This is a genomic window from Streptomyces roseifaciens (assembly GCF_001445655.1).
In the GTDB taxonomy this organism is placed as follows: domain Bacteria; phylum Actinomycetota; class Actinomycetes; order Streptomycetales; family Streptomycetaceae; genus Streptomyces; species Streptomyces aureoversilis.
Map to the genome: position 1 here is coordinate 1,123,891 of NZ_LNBE01000003.1, position 23,635 is coordinate 1,147,525.

Genomic DNA, 23,635 nt, shown 5'->3' on the forward strand with positions numbered 1-23,635 from the left:
CACGAGCACGCTGATCAACGAGGGGAAGTAGGTGCAGATAACTGTGCACTGCCTGCGGGTCATCCCGGCCTTGCCGTCTTGATTGAGGATGTAGAGCGGCATGGACGCGAACCGGTGGGCAGGGTCCAGGGCGTCGTTACGGATGTTGCCGGGCGAGACACGTAGAACAGGGATTCCGGCAGGTGCGGCCCCGGCCGCACCCCCGGCCCTACGGGGCTGGCCGCCATGCTCGACGAGGTCCGCCTCTCCCTGCGCGACGCCGCCTACCTGATGATGGCCGTCAGCGACAACACCGCCGCCGACTTCCTCCTCCGGCGCGTCGGCCTGGACGCCGTCAACCACACCACCCGGAGCCTGGGGCTCACTCGTACCCACGCCGTCCACACCTTCGGCGACTTCCTCGCCCTCCTGAAGGAGGACACCGGGCCCCGGGGGCCCTCAGGCACTGACCGACCCCCGCGTCGTCGCCGGGCTCCGCGTGCTCGACCCCGCCGCCACGAACCGCAGCACCCCGCGCGACATGACCCGCCTGCTCGGCGCGATCTGGTGGGACGAAGCCTGCGCCCCCGAGTACGCCGCGTCGATGCGCCGCCTGCTGGGGCTACAGGTCTGGCCCCACCGGCTCGCCTCCGGCTTCCCCTTCGACGACGTCCATGTCGTCGGCAAGACCGGGAGCCTGCCCACCGTCCGCAACGAGGTCGGCGTCGTCGAATACCCCGACGGCGGGCGCTACGCCGTGGCGGTCTTCACCCGCGCCTCCAGCCCCGCCGCGGTCCTCCCCCCCGGCCGACGCCGTCTTCGGCACGACCGCCCGCCTAGCGGTCGACGCCCTCCGCACCCGCACGACCTGACGCGGCGCCCACGACGGCGAGCGCCCCGGCGCCGCCCTGACTTCGGCGCCGGGAAGCACCCGTTGGCGGGCGACGGGGTGCTGAATCGGCCTGTCCTGCGGACCGTTGAGAAACCCGGATCAGCGCGGCCGGCACTGCCCCCGCCACGGCCTTCGACAGGGACGCCGGCAGCGTTGCGCGCCAGCCGTGAGCAAGCGCCGTTCCCGCCTTCCTCCGAGCCCTTCAGGCGGCTGGACAAAGGCTTCGGTCACACCATCTGATCCGGGCTTTTGCCAGGGTCGAGCCTGCGATCGCCGGACACGGAAGGGGGAGCGGATGGACCGGAACATCCGCACTGTGGACGACGTACTAGAGCTCCTGGACAGCCTGTTCGCGCCGGAGGCCGACCGCGGGACAGGTGACGCGGCCTCCTGGTGGGACGGCTTCTACTCGGATCGCTCCAAGCCGGTGCCGTTCTTCGCGGCCAAGCCGGGCGAAAACCTGGTCTCGTACCTCGAACGCGGGCTCGTCACCCGCGGGCGCGCCCTGGACCTGGGCTGCGGCCCGGGGCGCAATGCGCTCCACCTCACCGCGTCGGGCTTCGAGGTGGACGCGGTCGACCTCTCCCCGGCGGCCATCGCCTGGGCCCGGGACCGCGCCCGGGATGCGCGGGCCGGGATCAGGTTCCTCTGCGGCGACGCGTTCACCCTCGCCGGCTCCGAACTGGCCGGCCCGTACGACCTGATCCACGACTCCGGCTGCTTCCACCACCTGCCGCCGCACCGCCGCATCAGCTACCTCGCCCTCCTCGACCGGGTCCTCGCGCCCGGCGGGCATCTCGCCCTCGCCTGCTTCGCGGCCGGCGCGATGGGTTCCGAAGCCGGCGATACCGACCTCTATCGCCACCCCCACCACCAAGGCGGCCTGGCCTGCACCCCGGAGTCCCTGCGCCGGATCTTCTCCGACGGCCTGACCGAAGTGGAACTGCGCCGCATGCATGACGAACCGCCGGAGTCCCCGTACTTTGGTGAACCCTTCCTGTGGACCGCCCTGTTCCGCCGCAACGGGTAGCCGCTGCCGCAGCCGTGGCCGTACCTGTCGCACAGCGACGGAGGCACCAGGGCGTCGCCCTGGTCGAGGACGCGGCCTGTTCCGTGGCGTCCAGCCCCGTGCGGTCCCCGCCCGTGCACGAGTGCGCCGCGACGGAGACGCTGTGCCTGCCCCTGCACCCCGGGCTCAATGACGGCGACGCGCGGAAGGTCGCGGGCCTGGGCCATGCGTCATGACGTTCAGTGGATGCCGCACTTGCCCGGTGTCCAGTGGGGCTGTGTCTTGACCGCGTATCGCGGCCAGCCCCGCTCGGTTACGAAGTGGCGTACTACCGCCCGGCAGGTCGCTGCCTCTCCCGCGACGTAGGCGACGCCCGGTCCCGGCGGCAGTTCCAGTCGGCGGACGGCTGTCACCAGCACCGGTGAGGCGGCGGCCGAGGCGCGGCCGCGGTGCACCCATGGCAGCGTCCGCGCGCCGCCCGGTGCCGGGAACTCGGTCTCCGGGTCCGTCGTCTCCAGTACCCCGTGGGTCACCGCCCCGGCCGGGAGCGCGTCCAGCATGGTGAGCAGCGGCACCGCTCCCGTCTCCTCGCCGACGAAGACGTGGTGGCGGGCCTGCGGGTCGAGGACGATCCGGTTGCGCGGGACGCCGGTCCGTACGCGCTGGCCCGGCGTCACGGCGCCCGCCCACGCGCAGCCGGGGCCGCCCGGGTGGTGCAGCGCGATCCGCAGGGTGAGCGAGGCGTCGGCCGGTGTGTGCCGCCACACCGAGTACGTCCGCAGCACAGGGCCCTGCGCGCCGCCGGGAACCTCCACGGGGAGGTGGGCGCCCGGCTTGCAGGCGGACCGGGCGAAGGCGGGGCCGCGCAGCGTGACGTCCGTCATGCCGGGCACGGCGGACCGCACCGCGGTGACCTTCGCCTCCAGCAACCGGTCGTCCCCGAAGCGCCTGCCGCGATACCCGCTCCGCTCCGCCTGGTACATGTGCTCCGCCCTCCGCCTCCGGCCGCCGCTTCGGCTGCCGCTTCCGGTGTCCCTCCCATTGTGCGGAACGCCAAGTGCCGCTTTCTTTCACCCCGCTGACAGGAGCGGAGGCACGGGTGATCCGGCCGGGCATCCTGGTCCGTGGTTCCCGTGATCGCTTCCCGCGCCCCCGGGCGCTCGGGCCGGCAGATGGAGAGGCAGCATGCTCGACAGGCGGACTGTGCTACGGGCCGGGGCGGTGGCGGCGGCCGCCGCCGCGGGTGCCGGTGCGACCGGCGCGGCGGCCGCGGGCCCGGTGGCCGCAAGCCCGGTGGGTCCGGCCGCGCGGCGCACCGGCGGCGTCGACTGGAGCGAGCTCGGGCGCCGGCTGTCGGGCGACCTCGTCCTGCCCTCGGACAGCGGTTACGAGCGGGCCAGGAAGCTCTACAGCGGCCAGTTCGACGGGATCCGGCCGCAGGCGGTGGCCTACTGCCGCGGCGAGGCGGACGTACGGACGACGCTCGCGTTCGCCCAGGACCACGGCCTGCCCCTCGTGCCCCGCAGCGGCGGGCACAGCTTCGGCGGATACTCCACGGGCGAGGGCATCGTCCTGGACCTCTCGCGGCTGAACACCGTGGCGCTGACGCCCCGGAACACCGTCGTCATGGGGGCCGGCACCCAGCAGGTGGACGCCCTGACGGCGCTGTCGCCGCGCGGTGTCGTCGTGGCGGGCGGCAACTGCCCGGGCGTCTGCCCCGGCGGGTTCGTGCCGGGCGGCGGGCTGGGCTGGCAGACCCGTAAGTTCGGCATGGCCTGCGACCGCCTGGTCTCGGCCCGGATCGTCCTGGCCGACGGGCGGACCGTCACCGCGTCCGCCGCCGAGAACCCGGACCTGTACTGGGCGACGCGCGGCGGCGGAGGCGGCAACTTCGGCGTGATCACCAGCCTGGAGCTGCGGCCCACGGACGTGCCCACCCTCGTCACCTACAACCTCACCTGGCCGTGGGAGGCCGCGCAGCGCGTCGTCGAGGCGTGGCAGCACTGGATCATCGGCGGCCCCCGGGACCTGGGCGCCGCCCTGGCCGTGCAGTGGCCGGACGCCGGGAAGGGCGCCCCGGTGGTCGTCGTCACCGGAGCCTGGCTCGGCGCGGCGGACGCCCTCGACCCCGTACTGGACTCCCTGGTCGCGTCGGTGGGCCGGGCGCCCGCCACGCGGTCGGCCCGGCGGATGTCCGCGCACGACGCGATGATGGCGCAGTACGGCTGTGCCGAGCTGTCGCCGGAGCAGTGCCACACGGTCGGCTACTCGCCCGAGGCCGCCCTGCCCCGGCAGAACTTCTCCATCGACCGCAACCGGCTCTTCTCCGCGGCGATCCCGGCGCGGGGCGTCGAGCGGATCCTGGAAGCCTTCGCCGCCGGCCCCCGGGCCGGGCAGTTCCGCTTCCTGAGCTTCTTCGCCCTGGGCGGCGCCGCCAACCGCCCCGACCGTTCCACCACCGCCTACGTGCACCGCGACACGGAGTTCTACCTCGGCTTCTCGATCGCCCTCAACAAGCCGGACTACAGCCACGAGGACGAGGCCGCCGGCCGGGCCTGGGCCGCGCGCGGGCTGCACACCCTCGACCCGTACTCCAACGGCGAGAGCTACCAGAACTTCATCGACCCCGAGCTGGCCGACTGGAAGACGGCCTACTACGCCGAGAACTACGGCCGGCTGGCCGAGGTCAAGCGCGCCTACGACCCGCACCGCTTCTTCTCCTTCGCCCAGGCGGTCGGCTGACCGGAGCGCGCGCCGCCCGAACGCAGCGTGCGCAGACCGACCGGAGCGCGCCCCCGCCTCCGTGCGCCGTGGACTTCCGTGTGATTGAGTGAAGTCCGTTTCAACGGTGAGTAGTTGAGGTGAAGGGGGCGCGTGTGCCGTTACTGCCGGGTGAGAAGGTGGAACTGATCCGCTGGCCGGCGGAGTCCGCCCGCCGGGAGCGCTGCCGCGACCGGGGAGTCATGCGGATCCTGGTGCTGGAGGCGGGCGCTGAGGCGCCCGCCAGCCCGGACCTTCGGGAGGACTGGGTGCGCGCCCCCATCAGCCCCGGGGACCTCCGGGCCCGCGCCGAGGCGCTGCGCATGCGGGCGGCCGAGGAGGCCCGGCCCGTGGTCGAGCCCAACGGCGTGCTGCGCTTCCGCCGCCGCTCCGCCCTGCTCTCGCCGACCGCCGCGCACCTGGTGGCCCGGCTGGCCGAGTCCTTCACCGAGGTCGTCGCCCGCGACGCCCTGCTCGCCCCGCGGCCCGGCCACCCCGCGCTCAGCTGCAACGCGCTCGACCTGCACATCATGCGCATCCGCCGCCGGCTGACGGCCCTGGACCTGCGCGTGCGCACCGTCCGCGGCCGCGGCTACGTCCTGGAGGCCGCACACCGGGCGGAGCACTGAGTCCGTCCCGCACCGACCGCGCGCCGGCGCGCACCCGTGAGCGTCGGCGTCCCCACGAGCGAGGAGGCCCGCCGTGCCGCAGCCCCGGCCCCAGCCCGAGCCCGAGCCCGAGCAAAACCCCGCCGAACGCCCCAGCCCCGTCAGCCGTGTCGACGTGCGGCTGGGAGAGCGTTCCTACTCCGTCCACGTCGGCCCCGGGGCCCGGAACCTCCTGCCGGACGTCGTGGCGGTACTCGGCGCGCGGCGTGCCGCGGTCGTCACCGCACGGCCGCCCGAGGCGGTGCCCGACCCCGGTGTGCCCTCGAAGGTCATCCCGGTGCGCGACGGGGAACGGCACAAGACCCTGGCCACCGTGGAGGACCTGTGCCGGAGGTTCACCGCCTTCGGCATCACCCGCCACGACGTGGTCGTCTCCTGCGGCGGCGGAACGACCACCGACACGGCCGGGCTCGCGGCCGCGCTCCACCACCGCGGCGTGCCCGTCATCCACCTGCCCACCACGCTCCTGGCCCAGGTGGACGCGAGCGTCGGCGGCAAGACCGCTGTCAACCTGCCCGAGGGCAAGAACCTCGTCGGCGCCTACTGGCAGCCCGCCGCCGTGCTGTGCGACACCACCTACCTGGAGACGCTGCCCGCCGAGGAGTGGACCAACGGCTACGGCGAGGTCGCGCGCTGCCACTTCATCGGCGCGGGCGACCTGCGCGGGCTCGCCGTCCACGAGCAGGTCACCGCGAGCCTGCGGCTGAAGGCGTCGGTCGTCTCGGCCGACGAACGCGACACCGGCCGCCGGCACGTCCTCAACTACGGCCACACCCTGGGCCACGCCCTGGAGACCGCCACCGGATTCGCCGTCCGCCACGGCGTCGGCGTGGCCATCGGCACGGTCTTCGCGGGCCGGCTGGCCCTGGCCCTCGGCCGCATCGCGGCCGGCCGTGCGGAGGAGCACGCCCGGGTCGTACGGGACTACGGTCTACCCGGCGCCCTGCCGGCGGACGCCGACCCGGCCGTGCTGATCACTCTGATGCGGCGCGACAAGAAAGCCGCGGGCGACGGCCTGGCCTTCGTCCTCGACGGGCCGCACGGCGCCGAACTCGTCCCCGGCGTCCCCGAGGACGTGGTCCGGCGCGTCCTCGACGGAATGCCGCGCCAGGGCGGCGGCCCCGCGAGGCTGTAAAGGTGAGGCTGTAAAGGTGAGGCCGTCCGCCCCCGCGCCGCGAGCCGGCGACGCAAGGGCGGACGGGCCGCGGGGCCGAGGCCCCGCTCACCCCTTCCGCGTCACGGGCGCTGTGCCACCAGCAGCAGGTAGCCGAACTCCCTGATGCCGACCAGGTCGCCCGGGTCGAACTGGTCCACCATCTCCTCCCCGAACTCGTCCGAGAGCTGCTTCTTCGCCGCGTTGATGCGCTCGGACAGCAGGACGAAGGTCTTCTCCAGCGTCTGGTCGCTGATGTCCAGGAACTCCTCCAGCCACAGCCCGGCCCCGCGCAGCAGGGGCGGGTACGACTCGGCGGACACCATCGTCATCATGAAGTCGTGCAGGTAGCGCCGTACGGCGGTCTGCCCGGCGGCGGGGATGGGGGCGCGCTCGAAGAAGTCGGTGAGCACCACCCGCCCGCCCGGCCGCAGCACCCGGCCCACGTGCGCGAGCACCTGGGCGCGGTCGGGCATGTGGATGATCGACTCCAGGGCGATGACCGCGTCGAAACTGCCGTCCTCGAAGGGCAGTTCCATCGCGTCCGCCTGTCGGAACCGCGCCCGGTCGGCGACGCCCGAGGACTCCGCCAGCGCGTTGGCCCGGGCGATCTGCTCCGTGCTGACGGAGATACCGGTGACGTCCGCGCCCGTACGGCGGGCGATGCGCACGCCGGGCGTGCCCACGCCGCAGCCCAGGTCGAGGACGCGCGAACCGGCGCCGATGTGCAGCCGGTCGGCCATCATGTCGGTGAGCCGGTCGGTCGCCTCCTCCAGCGACACCTGGCTGTCTGGGGAGTCCCAGTACCCGAAGTGCAGGTTCTCGCCCAGGGAGGCGGAACCCAGGGCGGTGAACCGGTCGTAGAGCGCGCCCACCTCGGCGGACACGGGCGACGGCATGGGCAGTTCGGTCAGGTCGGAGTGCGGCATGGAAACCCTCTCTCGAAGTCGGAAGCCGGAAGTTGGAAGCCGGAACTCGGAAGGCATGGATCCGTAGGCCGTGGATCGGAGGCCGGTACGGATCCGGCGGAGGTCAGCACAGGCGAAGGTCCTCGTACACGGCGTCGGCGATGCGGATGATGCGCTCGCGGTGCCGTTCGTGCTCCACCTTCCCGTTGAGGTGGACGGCCAGGGTGAGCCCGGCGTCGGGGTCCGCGAACGCCACCGCGGTCCACAGCCCGTCGTGCCCGTAGGAGCGGGGGGAGGTGTGGGTGCCGAAGCTGGTGAACTCCTCGCCCAGGTGGCGGCATTCGAGGCGGAACCCCATGCCCCAGTCGGCGTTGCCGTACCGGTCGTACAGGCCGGTGCGGTGCCGGGCGGTCAGCGCGGCGGCGGTCGTCGTCGACATGACGCGCCCGCCGCGGGCGTCCCCGCCGCGCAGCAGCATGGTCAGGAAGCGGCCGAGGTCGCTCAGCGGCCCCCGGGTGTTCACCCCGGGGATGCACCGCGTGGTCGCGGCCTCGGTGGACCACCAGTGGGTGGGCTGGGGATCCGACCCTGGGTTGCTCACGTGGATCAGCGGCAGCCGGTCCCCGAAGGCCGCGAAGTCCTCCGGCGTCAGGTGGACGCGCGTGTCCGCCATCCCGCACGGCCCGAGGATCTCCTCCTCGACGTACGGGCGGTACTCCCTGCCGTCGACCGCGGGAAGGATGCGGGCCAGGACGAACCAGGCCCACCACTGGCTGTAGTTGACGCCCGGAGCCCGCCGGGAATGCGGCGGGACCGCCACGCCGAGCGCCCGGCGCAGACGCTCGCCGTCCGGTCCGGCGACCACGCCGTGCAGCGGGTCGTCGCCGGTCGGTAGCGGGCCCGTGTGCGTCAGCAGGTCCATCGAGGTGATGGACTCCTTGCCCTCCCCGCCGAACGCGGGCAGGTAGTGGGCGACGGGCAGGTACGGGTCGTACGCGCCGGCTTCCCAGAGCCGGCCGAGCGCCGCCGACAGCAGGGGCTTGGCGCAGCAGTACCACAGCGGCAGCGAACGGTGGGTCATCGGGACGCCGGGCCGGGCCTCGCCCAGCCCCGCGTCCGCCAGCGTGACTCCGTCGAGGGAGACGTGCAGCTGGGCCCCCGGCGTCGAGGTGCCCACTTCGCGCTCGATCTCGCGCACGGTTCCGGGCAGGGCCTCGCGGGCCCGCTCGACGGCCTCGGCCGCCTCCTTCGCACCGGTTGCCTCCTCCGCCCCGGCCGCCCCAGTCACCTCCTCCGCACCGACCTTCCCCCGGGCCGCCCCCGCCGCTCCCGCCGCGGCCCGGAGAGCCGCCACGTGCCCCGACCCGTCCCGCCGGAGCGCCGCGTCGATGAAGAACAGCAGGCTGAAGTTGCCCTCGGCGCGCACGTCACCGCGCTCGAAGACGCCGGCGCGCTCCTGCGGCGAACCCAGCAGCAGCGCCCGGGCCGCCGCGTGCGGCAGCGCGATCCGCAGCCCCGGCGGCTCGCCCGAGGCGGCCGCGACGCCCAGGCGCCCGGCGGCCAGGTCCACCGCCACGTCCACCGCCGGCGGTGCCCCGGGCGGCGGATCGGTGAGCTCCAGCCGGAGCGTCACGGTGTCCCGCACGCCGGCGGGCGGGCGTTCCAGCGAGCGGCCGGCGGCGAGCCAGGCCGTGGAAAGGAACGGGTCGGCGGGCTTCGTACCGGGCACCGGGCTCACTCCTCTGCCCTGCCAGTCCTGGCGCCGGGACCGGCGGTCGTGTCGATGCGGGGGGCGATGTCGGTGAGGAGCCGCTCCAGGCTCGTCGTCCGCGGATAGTCGCGGAACCACAGCACGAACTCCGAAACGCCCGCCGCCAGCAGGCTCCGCGCGCGGTCCGCGATCTGATCGGGCGTCCCGTACAGGCTCCGCCGCGCCAGCAGGTCGGGGTGGTGGCTCCAGAAGTGCACCTCGTGCGGGGAACACAGCCACCTGTCGCGCTCCAGCACGGAGTCGAAGACCCGGCACTCGGCCGCCCACGCGTGCCGCACCCCGCCCGGGTCCGCCCCGAGGGCCGTCCTGCGCCGCCCGAACTCCTCGATGGCGCGAGCGATGTCACGCGTCCCACCCGTCCACTGGACGGCGGTGCACTCCCGTACGGCGGCGTCCGCGGGCCGCCGCGCCCCGGCCCCCTCCTCCCCGGCGTCCAGGCGCAGGACCAGGGGCAGCGGCTGCTGGTGCGGCGCCGGTACGCAGTGCGCCGCCGCCAGCCGTACGTGCTCCCCGGCGAGGGTCACCGGCCGGCCGCCCCACAGAGCGCGCAGCGCCTCGGCCGTCTCACCGACGGCGCGGTGACCCCCCTCGTCGCCGAAGGAGCCGCCCTCAGGGGAACCACCCTCAGGGGAACCGCCCTCACCGGAAGAAGGCTCCCCGGCTGCAGGGGCGGCCCCCGTTGAATGATGCTCCGGTAGGTACGCCGCGGCGGTGAGCCCCAGCGACAGCCGCCCGCCGCAGATGTGGTCCGCGCTCGCCGCCCGCTTGGCGAGCAGGGCCGCGTTGCGGAAGGGTGCCGCCGGGGAGAGCAGGCCCAGCTCCAGCCCCGGCACCGCGGCCGCCAGCCCGGCCAGCGCCGTCCAGCCCTCCCACACGGGTTCGGGCGCGCGCCGGGGCGTGGTGTCCGTGCGATCCAGCAGCCACAGCGTGCCCAGCCCGTGCCGCCTGACGGTGCGGGCGGTCTCGAGCAGCAACTGCCAGCCCTCGGCCCCGCCGGCACCGGCCAGTTCACCGGCCGCCCCCTGCGGGGCGACCACGCTCCAGCGCGGGGCGACAGGCGCCTGGCGCACGGCCTCGCGCCCGGGCCCCGCCGTCATCCGCGGCCCCCGCCGCACACCAGCGCGAGCAGGTGCCACGGCTGGTCGAGCAGGAAGTCGGGCTGCTCGGCGCGCAGCCGCTCCGCCGAGCCCTCGCCCCAGGTGACGCCCACCGTGGCCGTGCCGGCGGCGCGCCCGCTGCGGATGTCGATCACCGCGTCGCCGACCATGACCGCGCCTTCGGGCGGCGCGCCCAGCCGGTGCAGCGCCTCGTGGACGATGTCCGGGTGCGGTTTGGGCCGGGGTACCTCGTCGCTGCCCACGACCTCGTCGAGCAGGGGCAGCAGCCCGACCCGCTCCAGGACGGCGCGGGCCCGGGCGCCGGACTTGCCGGTGGCGATGGCGGTGCGCACGCCCCGCTCGCGCAGCGTCGCCAGCAGCTCCGGTACGTGCGGGTAGACCGTGACCCGGTCCATCAGTTCGTGGCTCGCGCGGACGAACGGCCCCTCCATCTCGCCGGGCAGCCCCATCAGCCGCATGATGTCCGGGAAGTAGCGCCCCTGGTGGGTGACGTACTCCTCGAAGGGCGGCTCGCCCGTGCCCACCACTTCGCGGTAGGCGATGGCGAACGCCTCGCGCATGACCTCGAAGCTGTCGATGAGGACGCCGTCGAGGTCGAAGACCACGGTGGCGAAGCGGCCGGGAGCGGGGGCGGCGGCCGGCGGCGGGGCGGCCGGGGAGGATGCGGGGGAGCGGGGCGGGGGAGTCAGGGGCATGGCAGGAGCTCCGTGGGTAGGGAGGCCGGGGCCCAGACCCCGGCGTGGCTGACGACTTTCGTGAAGCGGTCCGTGAGCCGGTGGAAGACGGCTCCCGGGGACGCGGTGGGCGGGTGGGCCGCCGCGTCCAGCCCGCCCCAGGCGGCCATGGCCCGCAGCAGCAGCGGATCGGCCGGCACCCACTGGCCGTCCACCAGGAACTCTGCCCAGCAGTGCGGGGTGGAGTACGGTCTGGCCACGAGCAGCCCGAAGGCGAAGCGGACGCCGAGGCCGCGCCGTTCGCCCTCCGCCACCAGCCACGCGGACGCGCCGCCGCAGTCCGCCATGCGCGTGCGCCACAGGAACTCCGGGTCCCAGCGGACGGCCTCCGGCAGCAGGAAGAAGCCGACCGGCTCCAGGGCGCGCAGCAGCTCCAGGACGGGCGGGGGGAACGCCGGCCACGGCTGCCGCGGCCGTACGGTGAGCCGGTGCGGGCGCGCGTCCGAGGGCGGGCCCGCCACCACGCGGCGCCGCCCGCCGGGCAGCAGCACTCCGTACGGGCAGGGGCCGGCGTGGCCGGGCACGGGGCACGACGCCTTCACGTCGATCAGCAGGGGCTGAGGGTCCGGGGCCGAGGCCGTGCGCAGGGCCGCCGCCCAGGAGCGGATGGCCCGCCGCTGAACCGACGCCAGCCCGAGGTGCAGGGCCGTGTTGCCCAGGTCGTAGCCGTCGAAGAGCCGGCCGGGGCCGTGGCCGGCGTGGGGCAGCCCGGCCGCCGTGAGCTCGTCCAGCAGCCTCGGCCCTATGCGGTGCAGGCGGCGCGCGCCCTGCTCGTCCACGGCGAAGCGGCGGTGCTCGTCGGGGACGAGCAGCAGCCGGTCCACGAGGGGGCGCAGCTCCCGCGCCGAGGGCGGCCGGGTCGGCACGTGAACGCTGATCTCCTCATCCTTTCTCCGGGGCGGGACACGTCTTCTCCGAGGCGGTGCGGGGCGCGACCGCGGGCCGAGCCGAGTCAGTCGAGATAGCCGAGGGCCTGGAGGCGGGCGGCCACCTGCTCCTCGTCGCCGCGCGTGTACGCCGGGCGCGGCGCGTACGGGGAGTGGTCGCGCAGCGCCGGGATCACCTCGCGGGCGAACAGTTCGAGGGACTCGGCCCGGTGCCGCTCCTCCAGCCCGCCGAAGGCGAACTCGCCCAGCACGGTGTTGAAGTGGCCCTCCGCGGCCGCGGCCCGGATCCTCTCGGTCACCGTCTGCGGCGAGCCGACGAAGACGAGGTTGTGGTCGAGGAGGAAGCCGAAGTCGCCGGACCCGGCGAGGATGTCGGGCGTGCTCAGTTTGCTGGCCGGGGCGTGCTGCTCGCCGGAGCGCCGCACGGAGCCGTACTGGAGGGTCTTGGCGAAGGTCTCGGTCATGTGCGCGGCCGCCCGCGCCTCGGCCTCGGCGTCGGTGGGCGCCACGTGGACGAGGGTCCAGTAGCCGATGTCGGGGTCGGTGGCGTGGCCGTGCTCGCGCCACCAGTCGAGGTAGTGGCGGTAGACGACGCCCATGGAGGCGCGCGGCACGATCATCGTCGAGCCCGTGTGGGCACCCACCTCGCTGAGGTAGCGCAGGGTGTTGCGGTTGGTGGTGGGCACCCACAGCGGAGGGTGGGGGCGCTGGAGCGCGGGGAAGGAGAGGGTGACGTCCCGGACCCGGTGCACGGGACCCTCGAAGTCGACGGCGCCCTCGCTGCCGAGAGCGGTGCGCAGCAGCTCGACGGCCTCCCGGGTGAGCGTGTGCCGGTTGTCGAAGTCGGCGCCGAAGGGCAGGAAGGGCTGGGGGCTGACGCCCGAGGCCAGCCCCACCTCCAGCCGGCCGCCCAGGAGGTGGTCGAGGGTCGCGACCTCCTCGACCAGGTGCATCGGGTGACGCAGCGGCGGGACCCAGCCCATCGGCCCGATGCGGATGCGCTCGGTGTGCAGGGCCGCGCCCGTGCAGAACACCGCGGGCGAGGGCATCCAGCTCTCCTGCGGCGTGCAGTGGTGCTCGACGGAGAATGCGTAGTCGAGGCCGAGCCGGTCGGCGTCGCGGATCTCGCGCCAGAGTTCGGCGTAGCGCTCCCCGGGTGTGATGCCGGGCCGGCCCCACACGTGGGTGAAGTAGGCGAACTTCATCAAACCTCCCGCAGGGTCCGGTCGGCGGCCGAGTAGATGTGGTCGATGCAGGAAGCGAGGATGGTCACTTCGGCCATCGAGCCCTCGCCGAGGCCCGAGGCCGGCCGCCCGCCGCCGGGGCCCCCGAGCCGGCGGGCGAGCTCGTCGACCTGCCGCTCGTACTCGATGCCCACGGGCTCGTCCGGCAGCGCCACGGTCTCCTCGCGGCCCAGGCGCAGCACGGTGAGGGAGGACCGCGGCAGGCGGTGCGGGCTGAAGCCGAACGTGCCGCGCAGCGTGGCCACGCCCTCGGTGCCCTCCACCGTGATGGTGGTGACGTCGAGGGCCTGGTGGGAGGCCCAGCGGGTCTCCAGCGAGATGCCCACGCCCGTGTCGGTGACCAGGAAGCCGCGGGCCGTGTCCTCGACGGGCTCCGCGGGCCGGGCCTCCGGGTCGTCCTGGGGGCCCGGCCGCCAGTCGGCCGTGGCGTCGCCGCGCTCCATCCAGTCGGCCGACATGGTGCCGGCCGCCCGCACCACGCGCGGCCAGCCCAGCAGGTGCAGGCCCACGTCCAGCAGGTGCCAGCCCAGGTCGAGCAGGGCCCCGCCGCCCGACAGCCGCCGGTCGACGAACCAGCCGGTGCGCTGCGGGATGCCGGTGGCCCGGATCCAGCTCAGGTCGAGGTTGCGGACGGTGCCCAGGGTGGGCAGGAGCTCCGCAAGGCGGCACACGTCGGTGCGGTGGCGGGCGGCGCTCCACGAATACAGCGTCAGGTCGCCGATGCTGCCCCGGGCCAGGTGGTCGAGGGCGAGCGCCTGGGCCTCGAAGAGGGTGCGGAACACCGGCTTCTCGACGAAGACCGGCACGTCGCGTTCGACGAGCGCCCTGGCCACGGGAAGGTGCAGGTGGTTGGGCAGGGCGATGACGGCCGCGTCCACGCTGTCGGGGCTCAGCTCCTCCGGGCGCCGCAGGATGCGGGTGTGCCCGTCCTCTCGAATGGCCTTCCTGGCCGCCACGGGGTCCTCGTCCACGACGGCGGCGACCCGGAACGCCGGGTGCGCCTCCAGCAGGGGCAGCCACACCTGCCGCGCGACCCACCCCGCGCCCACCACCGCCAGCCGGAGCGGTTCGCGGTCCGCGGGCCGCGCGGACCCGCCGGGTGCCTTGTCGGTGAAAGTCATCAGAAGCGCGCACCGCCGTCGACGACGAGGGTGGTGCCGTTGACGTACGAGGCCGAGGGCGACAGCAGGAACGACACGGCCGCCGCGACCTCCTCGGGCTCGCCGAGCCGGCCGGCTCCGATGAACTTGAGCACCAGGTCGCGTTCGGCCTCGGAGAAGTCCATCACCTCGGCCCGGATCGCCCCGGGCGCCACGACGTTGACGGTGATGCCGTGCCCGCCGACCTCGCCCGCCACGGACGCCGCCCACGGCTGGAGGGCGCCCTTGGTCGCGGCGTAGGCGCCGTGGCCCGGCAGCCCGCTGGTGCCCGCTCTGGAGCCGAAGAGCACGATCCGCCCGTAGCGGGCGCGCATCATCGGCTTCAGGCACGCCTTGGCGAGGTTGACCGCGCCGGCCAGGTTCACTTGCAGCAGCCGTTGCAGGCTCCGCTCGTCGGTGGCCAGGGCGAGCCGGCGGGTGCGCAGGCCCGCGGCGGCCACGCAGCCGTCCACCCGGCCGAAGCGCTGCACGGCGGCGGCTACCAGGGCGTCGGCCCCCTCGGGTCGGCTCAGGTCCGACGCGACGGGCACGAGCGTGCCGCCCTCGCCCTCGGCCTGCTCCTGTAGTTTGCGCGCGGCCTCGGCGCCGGTGTGGTAGCCGGCGACGACGGTGGCCCCGAGCGCGGACAGCTCCAGCGCGCAGGCGCCGCCGATCTGCCCCGACGCGCCCGAGACCACGACCACCCGGCCGCTCAGTCCGAGCCGCTCCACGGCCCGTTCGGTGACGCTGCTCATCAGCTGGCCTCCTTGGCGATGATCAGATGACACAGGGACTCCTCCAGCGGCAGGTGCCTGCTGACGCGGGCCCCTTCCCGGGACAGGCCGGCGATCAGGTCGCCGGCCGTGGGCCACGCGGTGCCGCCGTGCGTGAGCCAGTCCAGGGCCAGTTCGCTGCCCGCCCCGGACGGCGGCAGGAAGACGTCGTCGACCAGCAGCCGGCCGCCGGGGCGCAGGCCGCCCAGCAGCGCGGCGAGCTCGCTGCCCGGGCCGGGGCCGTGGACGGCGTTGGCGACGACGCAGATGTCGGCCGCGCCGCGGGGCGGTTCGGGGCCGGTGGTCACCCGGCCCTCCGTGACGGCCGCGGCGACGGCGGGCGCCGGCGGCCCGGAGAGCCGGCCGACGGTCAGCAAGTGGCCGCCGGCCGTGGGGTCGGCGGCCAGCAGGCGCTCCAGGTAGCGGCCCGGCCCGGCGGTCACCTCGACCATCCGCGCCCCGGCCGCCGGCTTCAGCAGCCGCAGGCCGAGCGCGGCCCGGGCCCGGGCGCTCGGGCCGTTCATGGCGCCCTGGTAGACGGTGACGAGCCGGTCCAGGCCGGCGGGTGGGGTCTGTTCGAAGGGCCGCCGTGCCACTCCGCTGCGGACGGCGGCGGCGATCTCCTCACGGCTGACGGGCCCGCGCGAGAGGTGCTCCTCCAGCCGGATGAACGCGGCCAGTTCGGCGGCCCGCACGCGCGGCTCCGTGTCCCCGGGCGCCGCGGTGGTCAGGACGCCCAGACCGGCGGCCGCCCGCAGCACCCACTCCAGCGCGTCGGCGTCGCACCCCAGCTCCCGGGCCAGGTCCGCCGCCCCGGCGCCCTCCGCCAGCCGGTCCAGCGCGCCCAAGCCGTGCAGGGCGAAGAGGACCTCGGAGGTCTTGTAGGCGCGCGCCGCCTCCGCCGCCCGCCGGGTGAGCCGGTAGCGGGGGGCGGCCCGGACCTTGCCCGCGGCGCTGGTGGGCAGGGCCGTACGGATCACGAACTCGTCGGGGACCTTGTACGCCGCCAGTTCGCGGCGGGCGTGCTCGCGCAGCGGCTCCGGCGTGAGCCCCGGCCGCACGGCCGACACCTCCGCGACGATGCCGTCCTCGCCCGGGTGGCGTCCGCGCCGCGCGGCGACCCGTACGTCGCGCACGTCCGGATGCCCCCGCAGTACCTCCTCGACCTCCAGGGGCGACACCCAGCGGCCGCCCCGGCGGATCGCCCGGTCCTTGCGGCCGATGACGCGCAGGCCGTCCGGCACGGCCACGGCGAGGTCCCCCATGGCGTGCCAGGCGCCGTCCACGCGGACTTGCAGCAGCCCGGGCGTGCCGCCGGGGACCGCCTCGCCGTCCTCGTCCGCCAGCCGGTACACGATCCCGGGCAGGGGAGCGCCGACGCAGAAGGGCTCGATACGGGCCCGCCCGGCGAACACCGCACCCGTCTCGGTGGATCCGTAGTTCCGGGCGAGAGCGGTGCCGAACGCTTCCTCGAAGGCGCGGTCCAGCCGCTCGTCCACCGGCCCGGCGCCCACCATGGCCAGCCGCAGGGCGGGGGCCGGGCTCCCGTCGTCCGGCCCGGGCCGGGAGCCGCCCGCGCGCAGCTTCCTGGCCGCGAGCAGCCGGGCGATGCTGGGCACGAGCGCCACCACCGTGGCTCCGCGGGCCAGTTCTGCCGCGATCAGGCCCAGGGCCGTTGGGGGGACGGGCCGCAGCGAGGCACCGGTCAGCAGCCCCCCGAAGAGCCAGCCCAGCGCGTACGCGTGGGAGAGGGGGACCGGCAGTAGCAGGGTGTCCCGCCCGGTGAGCCCCACGCCGTCGCGGTAGCGGCGGCCCTCCGCGAGGAGGCTCGCCTCGTCGCGCGCGACGATCCTGCTCTCGCCGGTCGAGCCCGAGGTGGGCAGCAGGACGGCGGGCCCGGGTCCGGAGGCTTCTCCGGGCGGGCCGGACAGCACCGGGGGCCGGTCGCCGTCGCCGTCGGGGACGGTCAGCGACCTGCCCCCGCCGGCCGCCCGCAGCAGCCGCCGGGCCTCGGCCTCGGGCGTGCCCGGCTCCAGGAGCAGCGGCCTGGCCCCGGCGGCCAGCAGGGCCAGGAACGCGACCACCCACGCCGGGCTGTTCTCGGCGCACAGGGCCACTGCCTCGCCCTCGGCCGCCCCGGCCCCGATCTCGTCCGCGGCCTTGCGCACCCGGTCGAGCAGCGTGCCCGCGTCCGTGCCCGGCAGCAGGACCCGCCCCGGCGGCAGCCCGCGCACCGCGTCCAGGAGGGTCTCCGGCTCGCCGTCGCCCATGTCACTTCCCCCCGGTGCGGAGGTAGTCGGCCTTGGCGTCGGCGATCATCTTGCGGATGCGGGGCGGGGAGTAGGTGGGCGCGGCGCACAGCTCGTCGAGGGTGATCTCGTCCTCGAAGTACATCGAGAGCGTGTCCCAGGGAGTGAAGCAGCCGTGGCAGGCCGACAGCCGCGGCCGGGGGGCGAGCAGGGCCCGGTAGAGCCCGCTGGTGCCGGCCTTCTCCAGCGTCTCCTCCCAGCTCTCCTCCAGGGCGTTGCCCATGTCGGAGAACCAGATGTTGGGGCACGGGGTGACGACCCCGTCGCTGAAGGTGGAGACGACCAGCCGCGGCAGGTGGCACCGGAAGGTGCGGCGCCCCTCGCGGTAGAAGCTCAGCAGCCGGTCGAAGTAGGGGCGCGGCGGGAGGACGGAGGCGAACTCGTCGTAGCGGTCGGCCAGCTCCTGGACGAGGCCGTGCTGCTCGGGGCGGACCGCGAAGCGCTCCGAGTCCGGGCCGCGCACGGGGAAGGGGAAGTACACCGGGGGCCGGGAGAAGCCCGTCAGCCACTCGGCGAAGGCGCAGGCCTCGGTGACGCTGCGGTCGTTGAGCACCGAGTAGATCTCCACGGGCAGCCCCGAGTCGAGGATGCGGGAGATGGCGTCGACGACCTTGCGGTGCAGGCTCTCGGTGGGCACCCGGTGGCTGTTGCCGTGGTGGAGGTGGCTGTCCAGGGAGACCTGGAGGACGACGTTGCCCCAGGAGCGGAAGCGGTCCAGGTGCTCCTGCCGCACCAGCACGCCGTTGGTCTGGATCACCAGCACCTCGTGCTTGCCGGCCTCCTGCTCCAGGAAGTCCATGATGCCCCGGACCAGGAAGATCTCACCGCCCGTCACCTTGAGCAGGGGCAGCCCGAAGTGGCCCCGCAGCCGGCCGGCGACGGCGTCCAGGCGCTGCCCCAGCGGGCTGCCGGGCTCGTAGCTGTCGCGCCGCGGCGGTTCGAAGATCAGCTGGAGGGAGTGGCCCTCCTTGAGATTGCTCTGCCCCGTGAGGCAGTAGGTGCAACTGAGGTTGCAGGAGTCCTCGTTGACCACGAGGTCGTTGCCGATCAGCGGCAGTTGCTGCCGGGTTCCTGCGGCAGCCGCCGACGGAGGAGTGCGAGGGGACATGAGTGCCCTTTCTACGGTCATGGGGGCTACGCGCGGTGCGGGTCACGGCCTCCCTCCGGCGGCCCGCCGGCCACGGGCAGCCAGTGGCGGTCGGCGAGCCGCTGCCCGTCGCCGTCGCCGTGCCCGCGGGCCCGGGCGAGCAGCGCCTCGCGCAGTGCGGGCACCGAGCCGAAGTGGGCCCGGGCCTGGCTGGTGTACCGGCCCGCGGCGGACAGCCAGCGCTCCACCGCCCCGGCCGGCAGCGGCTCGGTGCGCGGCCGCAGGCCCGCGTGGTCGCGCCCGCGCAGCCGGTAGGGGAAGTCCTCGTACCAGACGGTGCGCCCCGGTGCCAGGGCCTCCACCGCGCCCCGGACCAGCCGGTGGTCGACGTGCCCGCCCGCCGCCAGCGGCGCGTGCACCGTCACCCGCCCGGCGCACAGCGGGTCCAGCGCGGCGCGGACCTCCTCCGGCAGCCGCGCGTCCGCGGGGTGCCGGGGGCCGAGGAGCCGGCGCGGGGCGGGGTAGAGGAAGCCGTCGGGGCCGGAGCGCAGCGCGGCGTCGGTGAAGCCGAGTGGTACGAGGACGGCGCCCAACTCGGTGCACGCGGCCGCGTCCTCGCCCCGCCGCACCCGGGGATCGGCGGCCTCCCGCCACGTGCCGGACGCTTCGGCCGGTCCGGAGGCGGGGCCCGCGAAGACGGTGACGACGGTCGTCCGGCGGCCCTCGGCGGCCCAGCGCGCCAGGCGGCCGCCCACGGACCAGACGGCGTCGTCCGCGTGCGGGGCGAGCACCACGTGACCGCCGGGCTCGGTTGTCATCGCGCGCCACCCCGTACCGGTGCATCAGCCACGGCGGTGACGGCGCGCACGTACTCCCCGGGCGTGCCGTCGGGTCCGAGCAGGGCCTCCAGGGCGCGCACCGAGGCGTGCGGGTGAAGGGCCCGGAAGCGGTCCAGGTTCCGGTGGTGCTGCTCCCAGCGCCCGGGCCGGGCGTGGCTGAGATGGACGCCCAGGGCGTCCGGGACCAGGGCCCTGCGGACGCCTGCCGCGTACAGGCGGAAGCCGAACTCCAGGTCCTCGCAACCCCAGGTGAGCCCGAAGGCCTCGTCGAAGCCCCCTGCCCGCCGCCAGCGGTCGCGGTCGACCGCGGTGTTGGCGCCGACGAAGCCGAGCCAGGGCGCGACGTCCGGCAGGGTGCCGCCGGCCATGGCCTCCACCGTCCGCTCCAGGGCGTTGGCGACGAGCCGCCGGTGCGCGGCGGGCCCGGGAGGCCCCGGCGCCGGCGCGGGCCCCGGCTCGAGGGCGGCCCGGGCCCGCCGGATGTCCTCAGGGCTCCGGCCCTCCAGGCTCCTCAGCAGCCGTGCGGCGGTGGGTAGTTCGCGGGTCCGGCCGTGCGCGAAGGCGTCCGGGTCCGCCGCGCCGGCGTGGGCCGCGAGGAACTCCGGCCCCACCAGCACGTCGTCGTCCAGGAACACCAGGTGGGCCCCGCGGGCCGCGGCCGCCCCGGCGTTGCGGGCGGCGGCCCGCCCCCGCAGCGGCCCCGGGACCACCCGCACCGGCAGGTCGCGGGCCAGCTCCCCGGCCACGGCGGCCGGGGTGGCCCCCGCGCCCGCCGGTCCCGGATCGTCCCGCGCCGGTCCCGGATTGCCGTCCGACGGTCCCGGATTGTCGTCGACCACGAGCACCTCGAAGGGCGGCGCCCCCGGCCCCTGTCCGGCCAGGCAGGCGAGCGTCGCACGCAGGCGCGCCGCGGGCCCGCGGCTGGGCACGACGACGCTCAGCCGCGGATCCGTAGCGCCACTGGGCACCGGCATCGCGTCAGAGCGCGCGGACGAGGCCGGCGAAGACCTCGGCCAGCCGGTCCAGCACCGGCACGTCGGCGAGCAGCACCCGGTGGTGCAGCCACACGCAGTCGCCGCCGATCTCCTCCGCCACGGGACAGTGCGCGGCCAGCTCCTCGGTGCCGCCCGGCACCGGCCCGTGCCGGAAGCCTTCGGTGCGGTAGACGGGCGGGAAGCCGACGAAGGCGGGGACGCCCCGCTCCACCAGGCCGTCCACCAGCGCGAGCCGCTGCTGCGCGGTGATGCCGGGCAGCCGCACCATCGCCATGTAATGCGCGTGCAGAGTGCCGCGCTCGTCCCGGCCCTGGGGCACCACTCCGTCGATCGCCGCGAGCGCCTCGCGCATGTGCGCCCAGCGCTGCTCACGCACCTCCAACTGCCCGTCCAAACGTCCGAGTTGTGCGCGGAGGACGCTCGCGGAGAACTCGTTCATGCGGTAGTTGGAGCCCTGGGTCAGGTGGGCGTAGAGCCGGTCGCCGGGCGGACGGCCGCAGCAGTGCCGCAGATACGCCTCCCGGTGGGACTCCTCGTCGGGCAGCAGCAGGGCCCCACCCTCGCCCGCGGTCATCAGCTTGCCGTTCTGGAAGCTGAAGGCGGCGATGCTGCCGAGCTCACCGACGCGCCTGCCCTGCCACTGGGCGCCGTGGGCGTGCGCGGCGTCCTGGAGGAGGGGCACGCCCGTGTCCACGGACAGCTTCTCCAGCGCGTCCATGTCCGCGAACTGGCCCGCCATGTGCACCGGCATGATCGCCTTGGTCCGCGGCGTGACGAGCGCCGCCGCCGATTCGGTGTCCAGGCAGTAGGTGTCGGGCCGCACGTCGGCGGGGACCGGCACGGCGCCCAGGCGCTGCACCGCCAGGGAGGAGGAGATGAAGGTGAACGCGGGGACGACGACCTCGTCGCCGGCCCGTACGCCCATCACCTCCAGCGCGAGCTCCAGCGCGTGCGTGCCGTTCGTCGTCGCCAGCGCGTACGGCGCTCCGTGATGGCCGGCGAATTCCCGCTCGAAGTTCTCGACCTCCGATCCTCCGTTACGCCACCAGCCTTCCTGCGCGAGTGCCCGCAGCAGGCCGGTGCGCTCCTCCTCGCCGTGCTGCGGCCAGGAGGGAAAGAGTATTTCTTCACCGGAGTCCGGCATGATGAGCAGCCTTTCGGTCTCGCGCTTGTGATGGTCGACGTAAGGCGCCGTTCGACGGGATGGCGGAAGACGGTCCGGGGCCGCGCGAAGCAGCCGCACGGCGATTTACCGCAGCCGTGAGAAAGGGCCGGCCGAAGCGTCCGATGAGCGGCCGGTCACGGGACATGCGATCCGGCCCCCGGTCGTGGGCCGGATCGCATGCCCGAACACGAGCCTCTATCGGGGTAGTTGTCGGCGTCAACACCCCTGCACCGAACCTCTGCGTCGAACTCGCCGACGAGCCACGGGATTTCGCCTCCCGCTATGACCTGCGCGGACGGCCGCGCAGGAGGGGCCGGGTCCGGTCGGGCGGGGTGCCGGAGGCATCTGCGGCCGGTCATTTCGCCGGTGAAGTGGCGCGAATCGCGTGCCTGGAGCCGGCGGCGTGCCTGGCGTATCGTGGAGCGGGTTCCGTCCGGATACGTGCCGTGTGAAATCTGCCGCTGACCCGCCGAATCCGATCAGCCCCGGGGAGAGGTCGCTCCCCGCGCCCGCCGTCCGTACCGTGGACGCTCTGCTCAGGGGCTGTTAATGTCCTCGGGGCCATTGATGACCGGACGATTTCGCCTGCGGTCATGATGCGTCCCAGAGCTGGAGGCAATTTCGTGCCACCTTCTGCTCCTTCTCCCCGCACCCTCGTCATCGGCATCGACGGAGGTACATTCGACGTCATCGATCCCCTCGTGGAGCGGGGCCTGCTGCCCCACATCGGTGCGCTCCTCGGGCAGAGCGCCCGGGCCGTCACCGACTGCACCTGGCCGGCCCACACGGCGCCCGGCTGGAGCACGTTCGTCAGCGCCAGCCGGCCCGGCGGCCACGGCATCTACCAGTTCTACGACACCCAGGACCCCGGCTACGGCGCCCGCGTCACCCGCTCCGCGGACCTGGGCCGCACCAGCGCCTGGGACTGGCTCGCCGCACAGGGCCGCACCCTCGGCCTCGTCAACATCCCCATGTCCCACCCGCCCGCCGAGCTGCCGGGCTATCAGGTGACCTGGCCCCTGGAGCGCACGCTGCGGCACTGCCGGCCGCCCTCCCTGCTGCGCGAACTCGCCGCTGCCAAGGCCCATTTCCAGTCGGACCTCGCGACGATGTTCCGCGGCGACCTGGCCTATCTGGAGGAGGCCGAGCGCAACGTCGCGGCGCGCGTGCGCTCGGTGCGGCACCTGATGACCACCCGGCCCACCGACGTGGTGATGGTCGTCCTCACCGAGGCGGACCGGGTCGGCCACCACTACTGGCACTTCGGCGAACCGGACCACCCCGGCCACCGGCCGGCCCCGGAGGGCAGCGGCTGGGACGCCGCCGTCCCCCGCATCTACCAGGCCGTCGACCGGGCCGTGGGGGAGCTCCTGGAACTCGTCGACGAGGACACCAGCGTCGTGCTCGTCTCCGACCACGGCCTGGGCACCGGGCGCCACGCGCTCGCGCTGCACACCCTCCTGGAGGAGGCCGGGCTGCTGGCCACCGCCCCCGGGGAGCAGCCCGAGGACGGGGCGGCGAGTTGGTTCGCGGGCGCCGGGCGCCACGTCGACTTCCGGCGCACCCGCGTCTACATGCCCGTCCCCGGCAGCTACGGCCTCAACGTCAACGTACGAGGACGCCAGCTGCGCGGCAGCGTCGCACCCCGCGAACGCGAGCGGGTCATGGAGGAGACCGCCGCGCTGCTGGCGGGGCTCACCGGGCCGGACGGGCGCCGGGTGTTCCGGGCCGTCGTCCCCCGGGAGGAGGCCTACCCCGGCCCGCACTGCGGCCGCGCGCCCGACCTGCTCCTGCTGCCGGACGACGAGAGCGTGCTGCCCGTCTGCGACGTGGGCGGCGAGGTGTGGCGGCCCAGCCCCCAGACGGGCCTGCACCGTTACCGCGGCATGTGGGCGCACCGCTCCCCGCGGGTCCGCCCCGGCCGCCTGCCCGGGACCGTCGCCCTGACGGACACCATGCCCACCCTGCTGGCCGACCTCGGCGCCTCGTGGCCGCCGGACGTGCACGGCACCCCCGTACAGGCCGCTCTCGCCGGCGACGTGGACATCCCGCCGGCCGACCCCCGCCTCTCGGCGGTCCGCGCGGACACCGGCTCCGGCGGTGCGGCCACGGCCGCCGCGGAGAGCCCCGCCGGCGCCGAGGACGCGTACACCAGCGAGCGGCTGCGCGAAATGGGCTACCTATGACCTCCACCTCCACCTCCAC

At 74.9% G+C, this 23,635-nt stretch carries 20 protein-coding genes and 1 pseudogene; 7 read left to right on the forward strand and 14 right to left on the reverse strand.

Going from position 1 to position 23,635, the window contains the following annotated elements; all coding sequences use genetic code 11:
- Positions 1–183 precede the first annotated feature (183 nt).
- The 3 genes and pseudogenes from AS857_RS37420 to AS857_RS39505 form a co-directional block, all read left to right on the forward strand.
- Positions 184–851, forward strand: a pseudogene (locus AS857_RS37420) (serine hydrolase); the annotation flags it as partial.
- 315 nt (positions 852–1,166) lie between these two features.
- Positions 1,167–1,901, forward strand: a complete 735-nt coding sequence (locus AS857_RS10745; protein ID WP_058042883.1) for a class I SAM-dependent methyltransferase — start codon at positions 1,167–1,169, stop codon at positions 1,899–1,901.
- 14 nt (positions 1,902–1,915) lie between these two features.
- Complete coding sequence (locus AS857_RS39505; protein ID WP_144440766.1) at positions 1,916–2,116, forward strand: hypothetical protein; 201 nt, start codon at positions 1,916–1,918, stop codon at positions 2,114–2,116.
- Between the two features lie 3 nt (positions 2,117–2,119).
- Here the strand turns inward: AS857_RS39505 and AS857_RS10750 are convergent, their stop codons facing one another.
- Positions 2,120–2,863 carry a siderophore-interacting protein gene (locus AS857_RS10750; protein WP_058042884.1) on the reverse strand — a complete coding sequence of 248 codons (744 nt, stop codon included), beginning with the start codon at positions 2,861–2,863 and terminating at the stop codon, positions 2,120–2,122.
- Between the two features lie 202 nt (positions 2,864–3,065).
- On the opposite strand from AS857_RS10750, the gene AS857_RS10755 reads away from it, so the two are divergent.
- From AS857_RS10755 to AS857_RS10765, 3 genes are all read left to right on the forward strand, one after another.
- Positions 3,066–4,622, forward strand: a complete 1,557-nt coding sequence (locus tag AS857_RS10755; RefSeq protein WP_058042885.1) for an FAD-binding oxidoreductase — start codon at positions 3,066–3,068, stop codon at positions 4,620–4,622.
- Between the two features lie 134 nt (positions 4,623–4,756).
- On the forward strand, positions 4,757–5,269 hold the full coding sequence (locus AS857_RS10760) for a winged helix-turn-helix domain-containing protein (protein WP_058042886.1): 513 nt from the start codon (positions 4,757–4,759) through the stop codon (positions 5,267–5,269).
- A gap of 154 nt (positions 5,270–5,423) precedes the next feature.
- Positions 5,424–6,443 carry a 3-dehydroquinate synthase gene (locus AS857_RS10765; protein ID WP_058044066.1) on the forward strand — a complete coding sequence of 340 codons (1,020 nt, stop codon included), beginning with the start codon at positions 5,424–5,426 and terminating at the stop codon, positions 6,441–6,443.
- A gap of 101 nt (positions 6,444–6,544) precedes the next feature.
- Here the strand turns inward: AS857_RS10765 and AS857_RS10770 are convergent, their stop codons facing one another.
- The 13 genes from AS857_RS10770 to AS857_RS10830 all read right to left on the reverse strand — a co-directional run bounded on the left by AS857_RS10770 (position 6,545) and on the right by AS857_RS10830 (position 21,409).
- A complete protein-coding gene (locus AS857_RS10770; protein ID WP_245699755.1) occupies positions 6,545–7,390 on the reverse strand; it encodes a methyltransferase domain-containing protein in 846 nt (281 codons plus the stop codon).
- A gap of 103 nt (positions 7,391–7,493) precedes the next feature.
- Positions 7,494–9,098, reverse strand: coding sequence for a serine hydrolase domain-containing protein (locus tag AS857_RS10775; protein ID WP_058042887.1), 1,605 nt, complete (start codon positions 9,096–9,098; stop codon positions 7,494–7,496).
- 5 nt (positions 9,099–9,103) lie between these two features.
- Positions 9,104–10,237 carry an LLM class flavin-dependent oxidoreductase gene (locus tag AS857_RS10780; RefSeq protein WP_144440767.1) on the reverse strand — a complete coding sequence of 378 codons (1,134 nt, stop codon included), beginning with the start codon at positions 10,235–10,237 and terminating at the stop codon, positions 9,104–9,106.
- On the reverse strand, positions 10,234–10,953 hold the full coding sequence (locus AS857_RS10785) for an HAD-IA family hydrolase (protein ID WP_058042889.1): 720 nt from the start codon (positions 10,951–10,953) through the stop codon (positions 10,234–10,236). The genes AS857_RS10780 and AS857_RS10785 overlap by 4 nt, the downstream gene beginning before the upstream one ends.
- On the reverse strand, positions 10,944–11,858 hold the full coding sequence (locus AS857_RS10790) for a transglutaminase-like domain-containing protein (RefSeq protein WP_058042890.1): 915 nt from the start codon (positions 11,856–11,858) through the stop codon (positions 10,944–10,946). The genes AS857_RS10785 and AS857_RS10790 overlap by 10 nt, the downstream gene beginning before the upstream one ends.
- Positions 11,859–11,944: 86 nt before the next feature.
- Positions 11,945–13,084 (reverse strand): LLM class flavin-dependent oxidoreductase, encoded by a 1,140-nt coding sequence (locus AS857_RS10795; protein WP_058042891.1) that lies wholly within the window; start codon positions 13,082–13,084, stop codon positions 11,945–11,947.
- Complete coding sequence (locus AS857_RS10800) at positions 13,084–14,244, reverse strand: Gfo/Idh/MocA family protein (protein WP_058042892.1); 1,161 nt, start codon at positions 14,242–14,244, stop codon at positions 13,084–13,086. The genes AS857_RS10795 and AS857_RS10800 overlap by 1 nt, the downstream gene beginning before the upstream one ends.
- Positions 14,244–15,017 carry an SDR family oxidoreductase gene (locus AS857_RS10805; protein WP_058042893.1) on the reverse strand — a complete coding sequence of 258 codons (774 nt, stop codon included), beginning with the start codon at positions 15,015–15,017 and terminating at the stop codon, positions 14,244–14,246. The genes AS857_RS10800 and AS857_RS10805 overlap by 1 nt, the downstream gene beginning before the upstream one ends.
- Positions 15,017–17,305 carry an AMP-binding protein gene (locus tag AS857_RS10810; RefSeq protein WP_058042894.1) on the reverse strand — a complete coding sequence of 763 codons (2,289 nt, stop codon included), beginning with the start codon at positions 17,303–17,305 and terminating at the stop codon, positions 15,017–15,019. The genes AS857_RS10805 and AS857_RS10810 overlap by 1 nt, the downstream gene beginning before the upstream one ends.
- A gap of 1 nt (position 17,306) precedes the next feature.
- A complete protein-coding gene (locus AS857_RS10815) occupies positions 17,307–18,452 on the reverse strand; it encodes a radical SAM protein (protein WP_058042895.1) in 1,146 nt (381 codons plus the stop codon).
- Between the two features lie 26 nt (positions 18,453–18,478).
- Positions 18,479–19,249 (reverse strand): PIG-L deacetylase family protein, encoded by a 771-nt coding sequence (locus AS857_RS10820; protein ID WP_079110230.1) that lies wholly within the window; start codon positions 19,247–19,249, stop codon positions 18,479–18,481.
- Entirely contained in the window at positions 19,246–20,244 is a 999-nt protein-coding gene (locus AS857_RS10825; RefSeq protein WP_079110231.1) for a glycosyltransferase family 2 protein, read from the reverse strand. The genes AS857_RS10820 and AS857_RS10825 overlap by 4 nt, the downstream gene beginning before the upstream one ends.
- Positions 20,245–20,248: 4 nt before the next feature.
- A complete protein-coding gene (locus tag AS857_RS10830; protein ID WP_058042898.1) occupies positions 20,249–21,409 on the reverse strand; it encodes an aminotransferase class I/II-fold pyridoxal phosphate-dependent enzyme in 1,161 nt (386 codons plus the stop codon).
- Positions 21,410–22,053: 644 nt separating this feature from the next.
- On the opposite strand from AS857_RS10830, the gene AS857_RS10835 reads away from it, so the two are divergent.
- Positions 22,054–23,616, forward strand: coding sequence for an alkaline phosphatase family protein (locus AS857_RS10835; protein WP_160330205.1), 1,563 nt, complete (start codon positions 22,054–22,056; stop codon positions 23,614–23,616).
- Positions 23,617–23,635: the final 19 nt, after the last annotated feature.

Coding starts and splice junctions, on each gene's coding strand:
- AS857_RS10745 (WP_058042883.1), top strand. CDS start 1,167: ATGGACCGGAACATCCGCACTGTGGACGACGTACTAGAGCTCCTGGAC.
- AS857_RS10750 (WP_058042884.1), bottom strand. CDS start 2,863: ATGTACCAGGCGGAGCGGAGCGGGTATCGCGGCAGGCGCTTCGGGGAC.
- AS857_RS10755 (WP_058042885.1), top strand. CDS start 3,066: ATGCTCGACAGGCGGACTGTGCTACGGGCCGGGGCGGTGGCGGCGGCC.
- AS857_RS10770 (WP_245699755.1), bottom strand. CDS start 7,390: ATGCCGCACTCCGACCTGACCGAACTGCCCATGCCGTCGCCCGTGTCC.
- AS857_RS10780 (WP_144440767.1), bottom strand. CDS start 10,237: ATGACGGCGGGGCCCGGGCGCGAGGCCGTGCGCCAGGCGCCTGTCGCC.
- AS857_RS10785 (WP_058042889.1), bottom strand. CDS start 10,953: ATGCCCCTGACTCCCCCGCCCCGCTCCCCCGCATCCTCCCCGGCCGCC.
- AS857_RS10795 (WP_058042891.1), bottom strand. CDS start 13,084: ATGAAGTTCGCCTACTTCACCCACGTGTGGGGCCGGCCCGGCATCACA.
- AS857_RS10800 (WP_058042892.1), bottom strand. CDS start 14,244: ATGACTTTCACCGACAAGGCACCCGGCGGGTCCGCGCGGCCCGCGGAC.
- AS857_RS10805 (WP_058042893.1), bottom strand. CDS start 15,017: ATGAGCAGCGTCACCGAACGGGCCGTGGAGCGGCTCGGACTGAGCGGC.
- AS857_RS10810 (WP_058042894.1), bottom strand. CDS start 17,305: ATGGGCGACGGCGAGCCGGAGACCCTCCTGGACGCGGTGCGCGGGCTG.
- AS857_RS10815 (WP_058042895.1), bottom strand. CDS start 18,452: ATGTCCCCTCGCACTCCTCCGTCGGCGGCTGCCGCAGGAACCCGGCAG.
- AS857_RS10820 (WP_079110230.1), bottom strand. CDS start 19,249: ATGACAACCGAGCCCGGCGGTCACGTGGTGCTCGCCCCGCACGCGGAC.
- AS857_RS10825 (WP_079110231.1), bottom strand. CDS start 20,244: ATGCCGGTGCCCAGTGGCGCTACGGATCCGCGGCTGAGCGTCGTCGTG.
- AS857_RS10830 (WP_058042898.1), bottom strand. CDS start 21,409: ATGCCGGACTCCGGTGAAGAAATACTCTTTCCCTCCTGGCCGCAGCAC.